Source organism: Vibrio sp. OPT24 (assembly GCF_015163545.1).
Taxonomy (GTDB): Bacteria; Pseudomonadota; Gammaproteobacteria; order Enterobacterales; family Vibrionaceae; genus Vibrio; species Vibrio cyclitrophicus.
Genome location: NZ_JADDYI010000006.1, coordinates 98,755 through 111,242, shown reverse-complemented (window position 1 = coordinate 111,242; position 12,488 = coordinate 98,755). Strand labels below are relative to the sequence as shown.

Sequence of the window (12,488 nt, the reverse complement as noted above, 5' to 3'; positions counted from 1 at the left end):
TCTATCCTTGTTAGCCAAGTGGGGCTTGGACTTGTTGTAGTGTTTGGCTGAGATTCAAAAAACGCGCTTGGCCTTGAGGTAGCTGGCAGTAGTGGCGTTTCAGATAAAATAGCGGTGAGTGAATAGAGTCTAGGCAGATATGACGAAAGGCGAAACTGCGCTCAGGAGACTCAATCGCTTCAATTAAATGGAAGAAAACTTGGCGCAGGTAAAGCTCGCACAACAAGATGTTTTCTTGGGCGGCGTGTTTTTCATAGTAAGCAGAAAGCGTGAGTGCACACTCTATATACTCTCTAATCACAAAAGGCTCATGGCCTTGTACTTGTTCTAATGAAGCAAAGCGATCCTGTGCTTTGTAAAATCTCGAATAGAGACTTTGCTGTTCTTTCATCATAATCTGCATCTCTCTATTGGATGTTAATGATAATTATTATCAAATGAGATTTTAAAAACAACCCTTTGTTTATCTTTCTATAAAATGAAAAGAAAAAGCCGATACATGAATGCATCGGCTTTCTTGGAGTCAGTACCTAATCCCTACAATGTAAGCACTGATTCATTTTCTAAGTACTTCTTATCCTAGTCACTAAGTCGCGAGCTTCTTAGTGGTCGTGAGCTTCACCAGCACCTTTAGGATAACGGATAGACTCAACCATCTCTTGTACATCTTCAGGAACTTCAGCGGTCACTTTGTTCACTGCAATTGATACTACAAAGTTTAGACACATACCTAGCGTACCGATGCCTTCTGGGCTGATACCAAACCACCAGTTTTCCGGTGTGCTTGCTGCTGGGTTAATGAACTTGAAGTAGATGATGTAGCTTGCTGTGAAGGCAATACCTGACAACATACCTGCAATAGCGCCTTCCTTGTTCATCTTCTTGTAGAAGATACCTAGGATGATGGCAGGGAAGAAGGATGCTGCGGCTAGGCCGAAGGCAAACGCGACTACCTGTGCTACGAAGCCTGGTGGATTAATACCTAAGTAACCCGCGCCGACAATGGCGACCATAGCGGCTAAACGAGCGGCTAATAGCTCCTGCTTGTCGGTCATGTTTGGTCTGAAGCCTTTCTTCAATAAGTCATGTGAAATCGACGTTGAGATGACCAATAGTAGACCCGCGGCTGTTGATAGTGCGGCTGCTAGGCCACCAGCTGCAAGTAGTGCGACAACCCAGTTTGGTAGTTTTGCTAGCTCTGGAGAAGCCAGTACGATGATGTCACGGTTAATCTTCATTTCGTTACGTTCATCGCCCGAGTAGAACATTTTGCCATCGCCGTTCTTATCTTCCCAACCTACAAGGCCAGTGCTTTCCCAGTTTTTGTACCAGCTTGGTGCGTCTGCTGCTGCGACACCTTGCATGTCTGGGCCGTTAATGGTTTCGATCATGTTTACACGAGCGAATGCTGCAACGCCAGGTGCTGTTGTGTATAGCAATGAGATGAACAGTAGTGCCCAACCCGCTGAAATACGAGCATCACGTACTCTTGGCACAGTGAAGAAACGAATGATTACGTGTGGAAGACCTGCTGTACCTACCATTAGAGCCGCACAGATGAAGAATACATCTACCATGCTCTTGTTACCTTCGGTATAGGCGGTAAACCCGAGCTCTTCGGTTAGACCATCCAGTTTATCAAGTAGGTAAACGTCGGTGCCAGAGAGAGTTGAACCCATACCAACCTGTGGAAGCGGGTTACCTGTCATCATGATCGAAGTAAAAATAGCTGGAACAAGGAAGGCGAAAATGAGGACACAGAATTGAGCTACCTGCGTATAAGTGATGCCTTTCATGCCACCAAGTACTGCGTAGAAGAACACAATACCCATACCGATGATGATGCCGAGGTTAATGTCGACTTCTAGGAAACGTGAGAATACAACACCAACCCCACGCATTTGACCAGCAACGTATGTGAATGATACGAAGATTGCACAGAATACCGCTACCATACGTGCCGTTTTCGAGTAGTAACGTTCGCCGATGAAATCAGGAACCGTAAACTGACCGAATTTACGTAGATAAGGTGCTAAACATAGTGCAAGCAGTACGTAACCACCTGTCCAACCCATTAGGTAAACTGCACCGTCGTAACCAACAAATGAGATGATACCTGCCATTGAGATGAATGATGCTGCCGACATCCAGTCAGCCGCTGTCGCCATACCATTGGCTACTGGGTGTACACCGCCGCCGGCTACGTAGAACTCACTGGTTGACCCTGCACGAGCCCAGATTGCGATGCCGATATATACTGCAAAAGTAATACCGACGAGAATAAACGTCCAAGTTTGAATATCCATGTTCTAGCCTCTAGTCTTCCTGTACGTTGTATTTTTTGTCGAGCGCATTCATGCGAACAACGTAAATAAATATCAGCGCCACGAAGGTGTATATCGAACCTTGCTGAGCGAACCAAAAGCCTAGCTTGAACCCGCCAAACTGAACGGTATTGAGGGCATCCACAAATAAGATGCCAGCGCCGTAAGACACTGCAAACCAAACCGCGAGCAGTGTTCCCATAATTCCCAAGTTTTCCTTCCAGTAGGCTTGAGCATGTTCCGTAGATTCGAACGCCATTGCCTTCTCCTTTATTCCGTTTTCGTAGAAACCGTTTTTGTAAAATAGCCGTGTTAACGTAATGTTACGATTTAGAATGTAGCAAGGATAAGTCAAGGGATCTGTGCAACTTTAGTCTGGACGGTATTGAGACTAAAGTGCTGAAATATGGGGGCTAGAGGGCATAACCATAGAAAAGTGTGATGTTGCAATGTTGTTAAATTAGCCAAAGGTCTAACAAAATAGAGCGAATTAGAGTGCGAGTCATAAAATTTAACAACTAAATCACCGATAAATGGTATTTAGTCCTGCATATGACACGAAGCGAAACATAAGTTTGTTATAGTATCTAAGGCACTTTCACCGACCGTGCTCTGCTAAACGGCAGAAGATCAACAGGCTTAAAGCTCGGGTTTATTATTTGGGGGAACGAATTGGACGCAATAACTATCAACCACTTATTCTTAACTGGTGCTGTACTCATCGCCATCAGTGTACTCTTCTCGCAAGTGTCCTCTCGATTGGGCGTACCTATTCTTTTGATCTTCCTTTTCGTTGGCATGTTAGCCGGTGAAGATGGTCCCGGTGGCATCAATTTTGATGATTACTCTCTGACATACTTAGTGAGTAACTTGGCTCTTGCCGTGATCTTGCTAGATGGCGGTATGCGAACTAAGGTGGCGAGTTTCAAGGTTGCTTTTTGGCCATCGCTCTCCCTAGCAACGATAGGCGTGGCATGTACTGCAACCTTAACGGGCTTAATGGCCGCATGGCTGTTTGAGCTGTCACTGATGCAGGGGATTTTGGTTGGGGCCATTGTAGGCTCAACCGATGCTGCGGCGGTATTCTCTTTGCTTAAAGGGCAAAGTCTCAATGAGCGTGTAGGCTCAACCCTAGAGATTGAATCGGGTACCAACGATCCAATGGCCGTCTTCCTTACGGTAACCCTAATCGCGCTGTTAGGTAACCCCGAAGCTGAAATGGGAATGAATTTCCTACTGAAAAGTTTCGCAATGCAGTTTGGTATCGGCACCCTTGTAGGTATCGGTGGCGGCTGGGTTTTATGGAGCCTAATCAATCGAGTTAAGTTGGCTGATGGTCTCTACTCTATTTTGGTGCTGAGTGGTGGCGTAGCGCTGTTTGCGTTCTCCAACATGCTTGGCGGCAGCGGTATTTTATCTATTTACTTAGTGGGCTTGTTCATCGGAAATCGTCCGACTCGCTCTCGACACTCTATTCTCAATGTTCTTGATGGCATGACGTGGCTTAGCCAAATCGTGATGTTCTTAGTGTTAGGTTTGTTGGTGACACCATCGACACTAATGGACATTGCTATACCGGCGCTTGCGCTTGCTTTCGGTATGATTTTGTTTGCTCGTCCAATCTCTGTTTGGCTCGGTTTATTGCCGTTTCGACGTTTTACCACCAAAGAGCGCTGGTTTGTTTCTTGGGTGGGTTTACGCGGTGCAGTGCCGATCATCTTGGCGGTTTTCCCGATGATGGCAGGCCTGCAAAATGCTCAGTTGTATTTCAATATTGCCTTCTTCGTGGTTATGGTTTCGCTGATTGTTCAGGGCGGCAGCTTAATGAAAGTCGCTAGACTCGCGAAAGTGACCTTACCGCCAACGCCGACACCGATTTCTCGTACCGGCATTGAGATCTACCCTACCAGTGAGTGGGAGATGTTTGTCTATAAGTTGAAAGAGGACAAGTGGTGTATTGGCGAACCGCTTAAACGCTTGTCTATGCCTGAAGGGACGCGAATTACCGCGTTATTTAGAAAAGATGCTTTGCTCCACCCATCGGGCAGTACCGTGTTAGAGGCGAATGATACCTTATGTGTACTTGGGCAAGATAAAGACCTAGATAGCTTAAGCGAACTGTTCAGTGAGGCTCCTTTGGCTGAAGATACCGCTCGATTCTTTGGCGACTTCTTCTTAGATATTGGGCTATCGGTCGCTGCCGTCAGTGATTGTTATGGTATAGAGTTGGGTTCCGAGCAGGAGCGAGAAATGACGCTAAAACAATTGGTTGCTCAAGAGCTTGGTGCACACCCTGTATTGGGCGATAACTTCAAGTGGAATGGCATTAATTGGGTGGTGGCAGAGATAAATGATTATAAAGTCGTCAAGTTGGGTTTATGTTTGCCCAAGACGACTTTAGGAAAGGATATTGACGAAGTTTAATTGTGGACTTCTTGTAGCAAGATAACTGCTTGAGTTCGGTTTTTCACATCCAATTTACGGAAGATGGCTGTCATATGTGCTTTGATGGTCGCTTCCGAAACATTTAGTTCATACGCGATTTGCTTGTTAAGTAAGCCGTCAGAAAGCATCCCCAATACTTTGTATTGCTGAGGTGTCAGTGTGGAAATCTTTTCTGCAAGGTCGGTGCAGGCAGCATTATTGGTGATCAGTCCTTCAGGGAAGAACGGGTCGCCATTGAGCACTTGATTGAGTGCACTCACTAATTCGCGCATATCACTCGATTTTGGAATAAAGCCAAAAGCACCATGACTCTTCACTTGGCTGACGACGCTCGCTTCTTCACTGGCTGAAATCACGACTATAGGTAAGTCGGGGGATTCTGCGCGCAGTTGAATCAAGCCTGACATCCCATTCGCACCGGGCATTTTAAGGTCGAGAAGCAACAGATCGGGTTCATCTTCTTTTTTTAGTAGAGTCAGTAAGGCATCGAGAGAATCAGCCTCAAGCAGGTTCGCACCACTGATCGCCATATGAACTGACTGAAATAGGGCGTTGCGAAAAAGAGGGTGGTCATCAGCAATGATGATGGTATAGGTCGAGTCCATGACGTTCATACTTTTAACAATTTAGTTAATATTTATTATCATCCTGATTGAGTATGTGGACAATATTTATGCATTAAAAGTCTGAACCATATCGACTTTTATTGCCAGAACAGGAATCCGTTGCTTTCATTAACAAAAAAGCCGAGCAACCATCCCACTTAGGGAGAAGTTTACTCGGCTTTCAGGTTTACTTTATATAACTGAATAGCTTAGAAGTGGTCAGTTATTGCTTTCGTTACTGCTTTAGCAAGGTTATAGCTGGTGGTCTTGCATGTGTTTTAAGAATACATCTGCAGGCATAAAGCCAGTGACACGAGCATTTGGAACATGGTTACCCTCGCCATCCCAGAACTCTATAGTTGGCAAACCGAGCACTTGTAATTGTTTAAGCAGTTCAATGTCTTGAGGCATGTTTCTCGTCACGTCAGCCTGAAGCAGGACGAAATCAGAAAGCTTGTTCTCAACATCAGCTTGGTGGAAGGTGTACTTCTCAAACTCTTTACATGCCACACACCAATCGGCGTAGAAATCGAGCATCACTGGCTTTCCGAGTTTCTTGGCTTCGATGAGCTGGATTTCTAACTCTTCAGCCGTGTTGATGCGTGCAAATTGGATTTGTTGTTCAACCACAACGCTCTTTTCTGCGAACCAGTAATTCAATGCTGGTTGCGCTGAAGCGAACAGGCCGAGCATCGCGATGATGCCCACTGCGCTCTGTTTCCAGTCGCCGAATGGCAGTGCATTCTTGCTGTGGTAAAGCCAACCAAAGGCGATGAAGCCAAGGCCAGACCAAAGCACGGTTGCCCACAACTCAGGGATAATACGCTCTAGTAGGAAGATAGGTGCAGCCAGCAAGATAAAGCCAAATACTACCTTCACCTTGTCCATCCAGCTACCCGCTTTCGGCAGCAGCTTATTACCAAACACCGCAACCAAGATCAGTGGGATACCCATACCCATCGCTAAGGCATACAGAGCAATCGCACCCGTTAATAGGTCACCACTTTGAGCGACATACAGCAGCGCACCTGACAATGGAGCCGTGGTACAAGGTGAACACACCAAGCCAGAGATAGCACCCATCGCGAACACGCCCAAGGTATTACCACCTTGTTGCTTGTTACTTTGGTTGTTGAGCCAGGTTTGGATGCTGCTTGGCAGTTGCAGGTTATAAACGCCAAACATCGACATCGCTAAAGCCACGAACAGAACGCTTAGCGCGATTAGCACATAGGGGTGTTGCATGGCAGCTTGGAACTGCATACCCGCAGAGGCAACCACTAGACCTAATAAGGTGTAGGTTAACGCCATACCTTGCACATAGATGAAGGACAGCATCAGCGCACGGCCTTGGCTGAGCTTGCCACCACCTAATACGATACTCGTTAGAATTGGGTACATCGGCAGAACACACGGTGTAAAGGCTAAGCCAACACCAAGTGCTAAGAATAATAATGGCGTCCACCAACTGTCACCGAGCTTATCGGCTAGGCTCGCTTCTTTTGAAACGGGTGCGCTTGATTGTGGAGTGGTGTTATTGGCAACGTCTGCTTTTGGAGAAGCCTGTTGCATTGAAGCATCGGCCTCATTGTTAACAGCCGATGACTCTTGCGACACGGCATTGGCTTGAGAGTCGCTTGAACCTGAAGCCGTAAATGGCTCAATGTCGATGATTCGAGTTTCGGGTGGATAGCAGAAACCCGCATCCGCACAGCCTTGATACTTAACGACCAGCTTTGAGCCATCTTGGTAACTCTGTAGAGGAACTTGCACGAATAACGGCTGAGTATAAATGCTCACCTCACCGAAGAATTCATCTTGGTGTGGTTGGCCATCTTCCATTTCAACATTGCCGATAGCGAGATTCTGGCCAGTGAACGATAGGCTGTGTTGATAGAGGTAGTAGCCCTCTTTTACTTGCCAGTCTAGAAGGACCTTACCGTCTTGCTGGTAGTAATTGAAAGGGAAAGCCTGGTCTACAGGGACAAAACCGTTGTTATTGCCTCCGAAGCTTGGCTCGGCGTTGTTGTTTCCAAAAAGCGCCCACGCAGGCTGGGTGTACAGGGAAACACAAACAAAAAGTAATGTGGCAAGTCGTCGCATACTATTTAGTCATCAAAATGGAGTTGAAGGTATCTTAACTCAATCAGACCGTAATAGTTTGTGATTAGTTTCATCGACCAGCAAATATCCGCTAGGGCGGGTGAGCCACTTTTTTAGGCTGTCGAGAGAGGGTTAGCTGCGCAACTGCAGTAACAGCCCTTGCCAATAAGACATTTAGGCAACACCTAAGCGTGCTCTTACTACTTGTTCACAAGCATCAATGTTCATCGTGTCTTTCGGGATAATTAGCACGGTGTCATTGCCGCCAACCGTACCGATAATCTCGGTATGTGGGTCGATATCGACTAATCTTGCGACCAACTGTGCGCAGCCAGGGTTTGTTTTTACGATCACCATCGCTTGGTTGTGAGTAATTAATTCGATTTGTGATGAGATTGAGGCATCGACACGCACAGGCGCGCTTTCAACCGTGATGCAGTAAACCTTTTTACCACAGGCATTCTGAATTTTGACAACGCCAAGCTGTGACAAAATGCGAGAGACGGTCGATTGGCTGATACCTGTATAGCCAATGTCGACCAGTTTCTCGCGCAGTTGGTTCTGGGTCGAGAAGCTTTGTTGTTGTAGTAAGCGTTTGCACGCGGCAGTCAGTGTTTTATCTTCAGCTGAATACAAGCAACCGTGCTCAGTGATTTCGTTCATGAACAACTCCTTAAGGTCAAACTGTGGATATCGCTTGTCCATAGCGCTGAGCGCACTCCCAAAGCCGTAGAGTACGATGATTAATTAGGCTTACCGATGAATCCCGAAGTAGAGAAGGAAGGGTATGCGAGATGTATGATCATCTATACATTGAGTCTACCACTAAAGAATAGTTATCTTTTTGAAGGTGATCACCAAACAAAATTCTGGTTAATTGCTTTTTTTGTGGGGTTTTATTCTTTGACTAAATGGATATTTATTCCGTGTTGGGAATAAATATCCATAAACTTTAAATGGTTTTTGTTGCGGAGGTAGTAGCGCTAAGGGTTAGCGAATTTCACTCATGATCTCGCGAGAGAATACTTTTTCACAATAGTGACATTTTAGCTGTACGTTTTCGTGTTTTAGCTGCACTTTAAAGCTACTTTCGACAGGTTCACCGTGTGAAATACAGTTGCTATTTGGGCAGGCGAACACACTGTTGATTTGTTCTGGCAGAACAAGTGTGAGCTTGTTGACCACTTTGTACTCTTCAATCTGATTCACAGTCGCTTGTGGAGCGTACAGAGCCAATTGATTGGCTTGTTCCTTGGTCAGAAAGATGTTCTCAATCTTGATTAGGTCTTTGTTGCCGAGCGCTGATGATGGCAGGTTTAACCCCATGGTGATGCGTTGCTCTGTTTTATGCAGCTTGAACAGTTTGAGAATTTTAATCCCAAGATGAGCAGGGATGTGGTCAATCACGCTGCCGTTACGGATCGCTTCTACTTGTAGCTGAGTTTGTTTAACCATGACTGTATCTCCTGCTTATAAAGTGTCGTTTAGAACTAGGGCTAATAAAGCTTCACGTGCATACACACCGTTTTCAGCTTGTTCGAAGTAGTAAGCGTGTGGCGTTTTATCAACGTCAGTGGTGATTTCGTCGACGCGTGGCAGTGGGTGAAGTACCTTCATGTTTTGACGAGCGTCTTTCAATGTATCGGCGGTTAGGATGTAAGCTGACTTCATGTGTGCGTATTCCGATGCATCAAAGCGCTCTTTCTGTACGCGAGTCATGTACAGGACATCCAGTTCAGGCACCACCTCTTCAATGCTGCTGTGGGTGCTGTATTGGATACCCATCTCTTCTAATTCTTCACAGATATAATCTGGCATCGCTAACACTTCTGGCGCGATAAAGAAGAAACGCACGTTATTGAATTTTGATAGTGCTTGCGTCAATGAGTGCACAGTTCGGCCATATTTTAGGTCGCCGACGAACGCCACATTGAGGTTATCAAGCGTACTTTGTGTTTCGTAAATCGAGAACAGATCCAACAAGGTTTGAGTTGGGTGCTGGTTGGCACCGTCGCCGCCATTCACCACCGGAACACCGTTTGAAAATTCTGAGGCCAAACGTGCTGCGCCTTCTTGTGGGTGACGCATCACAAAGGCATCGACATAAGATGAAATAACCTGCACCGAATCGGCAAGCGTTTCACCTTTCTTCGCTAGTGAGGTGTTGCCGCCATTATCAAAACCGATGACGGTGCCGCCAAGGCGCTGAACCGCGGTTTCGAATGAGAGGCGAGTTCGAGTTGAAGGCTCAAAGAAGCAGCTCGCAACGACTTTATTTTTCAGCAACTCAGGGTTTGGCTCTGCCTTGAGCCTTGCTGCGGTGTCGACGATAAGCTCCAGTTCATTACGAGTGAGCTCAGGTATGGAGATGATGTGCTTGTTAAATAACGAATGCGCCATAACGGGTCTTCCTTCTATGCATACAGTCAAATTGCGGACAAAAAAAAGCCCCCTAAAAATAGGAGGCTTCGAAACGATCAATAGAGCAAAATAAAAATGACACCACCGCCACTCTTTGGCGTGTAGTTTGACAATAATGTGCGACAGAATTGCGGTTCATTTTTTGCTCTCTTAAGACAAATTGCGGAGGATTATACTCAGATAAAAACGCCATGCAATACTTTCTGTAAAGTATTCATTTAATGGATTTTTATGCGAAATGATGTCCGTTTTTAACTTCTATTTAAGCCTTTGTTGAAACAGAAAAACTTGTGTTTTTTGGGGTGATAACTTCTTCAGTCGAATGAAAAAAAATGCGGGCTTTATCCAAGGGTTAAATCCCAAGTATGCCACCCGCATTTCCCTGCTATTACACTTAACTTGTTAATGTCTTGCGAACAAGTGAGTGCTTAACTATTTAGATTATTAGTTATCTAGATTCTTAGTTGTTCAGCTTATTAACTGCCTAATGTCGCAACCATTACTGCTTTGATGGTGTGCATGCGGTTTTCAGCTTCATCGAACACGATAGAGTATTCAGACTCAACCACTTCATCTGTTACTTCAACGCCGTCTTTTAGTTGTGGGTATTCAGCAGCAAGCTGTTTGCCTACTGTTGTGTCTTCGCCGTGGAAAGCGGGTAGGCAGTGCATGAACTTTACATGTGGGTTGCCGGTCGCTTTGATCATGTCCATGTTGACTTGGTAAGGCATCATTAGGTTAATACGCTCAGCCCATGCTTCTTTTGCTTCACCCATGGATACCCAAACGTCGGTGTATAGGAAGTCACAACCTTGCACGCCTTCTTGAACATCTTCAGTCAGTGTGATTTTGCCGCCAGTGTGCTCTGCAATTTCACGACATTGAGCCAATAGCTCTTCTTGTGGCCAGAATTGTTTTGGAGCAACAAGGCGAATGTCCATGCCCATTTTCGCCGCGCCAACCATCAGAGAGTTGCCCATGTTGTTGCGAGCATCACCTAGGTAAGCAAAGCTGATTTCATGCAGTTGTTTACCACGGCCGTATTCCGTCATGGTTAGGAAGTCAGCCAGGATTTGTGTTGGGTGGAATTCGTCAGTCAGACCATTCCATACAGGAACGCCAGCGTAAGCGCCTAGTTCTTCAACGATTTCTTGACCGAAGCCGCGGTATTCGATGCCATCGTACATACGACCTAGAACGCGAGCGGTGTCTTTCATTGATTCTTTGTGGCCAATTTGAGAGCCAGATGGGCCTAAGTAAGAAACTCGAGCACCTTGGTCGAATGCAGCAACTTCAAATGCACAGCGAGTACGAGTTGAGGTTTTCTCAAAGATAAGCGCAATGTTTTTGCCAGTCAGTGTTGGCTGTTCGTAACCGTTGTACTTCGCTTTTTTTAGCTCCATAGAAAGATCTAACAAGTGTTGAATTTCGCGTGGAGTGAAATCTAGTAGTTTTAGGAAGTTACGATTGCGTAGGTTAAAAGCCATGATGTATTCCTTCTTAGATTTAGGCGCTTTCCTGTTACAGGGAAAGAAAATTCAAGAAAGCGCGATTCAATTTTTAGTTAAATTTGTTCGGTTCGGTTTGTTTCGTTTAATCTGTTTTCGCAAGCTTTAAAAGCTCTCAAGGTTTAAGGTTCTCAAGATGATAAAGCTCGCTAGTACGTTAACCTTTGGTGATATTGGTGCCCGCTTGGCCTTGCAGAATTTGCAAGCCATCTTCGAGTGCACCGATACCTACAACTTTGCCGCCTTGCTGAATGAATTCGCACGATGCTTCAATTTTTGGCCCCATAGAGCCTGCGTCAAATGTGAATTTCGCCAATTCGCTTGGTGTGGTGCTGCGCAGTGCGTGTTGAGTTGGTTTGCCCCAGTCAAGGTATACAGCGTCAGCATCAGTCAGAATAAGCAGTGCATCTGCATCCAATTGTTTTGCTAAGAAAGCCGCTGACATGTCTTTGTCGATAACCGCTTCAACACCCACTAATTTGCCATTTTCTTTTTTCACTGGGATGCCACCACCGCCAGTACAAATCACGAGATGACCTGCATCGATAAGTTGGGTGATCGCGTCGTGTTCAACAATCCCGGTAGGGCGTGGGCTTGGTACTACGCGACGGAAATGTTGGCCGTCGGGTTTTACGATCCAGTGGAATTTCTCTGCCAATTCACGCGCTTCTGCTTCTTTGTAGATCGGGCCAATCGGTTTGGTTGGATCCGCAAATGCAGGATCGTTTGGATCGACTGTCATTTGCGTCAACATGCATGAGATGTTGCGGTTGGGAAGATAGTTCTTGAACTCTTGCATCAGCATGTAGCCGATCATGCCTTGAGTCTCACTGCCCAATACATCCAGCGGGTACGGATTTACTTTCTTGTACTCCAAGCCTTGCAGAGCAAGTAAACCAACTTGTGGGCCATTACCGTGCACTAACACCACGTTGTACACTTTTGCGATTTCAGAGATAGTTTTAACCGCGGTTTCAATATTACGGCGTTGAACATCGGCTTCTAACGGCTCACCGCGACGAAGTAGGGCATTACCGCCGAGTGCAACAACAACAGTTTGCTTAGTCATAATTGTGTTCTCT

At 45.9% G+C, this 12,488-nt stretch carries 11 protein-coding genes; 1 reads left to right on the top strand and 10 read right to left on the bottom strand.

Features of this window, described 5'->3' with window-relative positions; translation table 11 throughout:
* Positions 1 to 10: 10 nt before the first annotated feature.
* The 3 genes from IQO02_RS02890 to IQO02_RS02880 form a co-directional block, all read right to left on the bottom strand.
* Positions 11 to 394, bottom strand: coding sequence for a hypothetical protein (locus IQO02_RS02890; protein ID WP_010435452.1), 384 nt, complete (start codon positions 392 to 394; stop codon positions 11 to 13).
* Positions 395 to 602: 208 nt separating this feature from the next.
* The gene (locus IQO02_RS02885; protein WP_016783690.1) at positions 603 to 2,306 is read right to left on the bottom strand and encodes a sodium:solute symporter family protein; all 1,704 of its coding nucleotides are present in this window, start codon (positions 2,304 to 2,306) and stop codon (positions 603 to 605) included.
* Between the two features lie 10 nt (positions 2,307 to 2,316).
* Complete coding sequence (locus tag IQO02_RS02880) at positions 2,317 to 2,583, bottom strand: DUF4212 domain-containing protein (protein WP_010435433.1); 267 nt, start codon at positions 2,581 to 2,583, stop codon at positions 2,317 to 2,319.
* A gap of 413 nt (positions 2,584 to 2,996) precedes the next feature.
* Between IQO02_RS02880 and IQO02_RS02875 the strand changes: the two genes are divergently transcribed.
* Positions 2,997 to 4,748 carry a potassium/proton antiporter gene (locus tag IQO02_RS02875; protein WP_102282645.1) on the top strand — a complete coding sequence of 584 codons (1,752 nt, stop codon included), beginning with the start codon at positions 2,997 to 2,999 and terminating at the stop codon, positions 4,746 to 4,748.
* Here the strand turns inward: IQO02_RS02875 and IQO02_RS02870 are convergent.
* From IQO02_RS02870 to arcC, 7 genes are all read right to left on the bottom strand, one after another.
* On the bottom strand, positions 4,745 to 5,374 hold the full coding sequence (locus IQO02_RS02870) for a response regulator (RefSeq protein ID WP_102282644.1): 630 nt from the start codon (positions 5,372 to 5,374) through the stop codon (positions 4,745 to 4,747). The two genes, IQO02_RS02875 and IQO02_RS02870, sit on opposite strands and share 4 nt — an antisense overlap.
* A 252-nt stretch (positions 5,375 to 5,626) precedes the next feature.
* Complete coding sequence (locus tag IQO02_RS02865; protein WP_102282643.1) at positions 5,627 to 7,477, bottom strand: protein-disulfide reductase DsbD; 1,851 nt, start codon at positions 7,475 to 7,477, stop codon at positions 5,627 to 5,629.
* A gap of 174 nt (positions 7,478 to 7,651) precedes the next feature.
* Positions 7,652 to 8,140, bottom strand: coding sequence for an arginine repressor (locus tag IQO02_RS02860; RefSeq protein WP_010435410.1), 489 nt, complete (start codon positions 8,138 to 8,140; stop codon positions 7,652 to 7,654).
* Positions 8,141 to 8,467: 327 nt separating this feature from the next.
* Positions 8,468 to 8,932, bottom strand: a complete 465-nt coding sequence (pyrI, locus tag IQO02_RS02855) for an aspartate carbamoyltransferase regulatory subunit (protein WP_004729721.1) — start codon at positions 8,930 to 8,932, stop codon at positions 8,468 to 8,470.
* Between the two features lie 15 nt (positions 8,933 to 8,947).
* Entirely contained in the window at positions 8,948 to 9,877 is a 930-nt protein-coding gene (gene pyrB / locus IQO02_RS02850) for an aspartate carbamoyltransferase (RefSeq protein ID WP_016786410.1), read from the bottom strand.
* Between the two features lie 497 nt (positions 9,878 to 10,374).
* Complete coding sequence (locus IQO02_RS02845) at positions 10,375 to 11,385, bottom strand: ornithine carbamoyltransferase (RefSeq protein ID WP_004729719.1); 1,011 nt, start codon at positions 11,383 to 11,385, stop codon at positions 10,375 to 10,377.
* 178 nt (positions 11,386 to 11,563) lie between these two features.
* The gene (gene arcC / locus IQO02_RS02840) at positions 11,564 to 12,475 is read right to left on the bottom strand and encodes a carbamate kinase (RefSeq protein WP_010435403.1); all 912 of its coding nucleotides are present in this window, start codon (positions 12,473 to 12,475) and stop codon (positions 11,564 to 11,566) included.
* Positions 12,476 to 12,488: the final 13 nt, after the last annotated feature.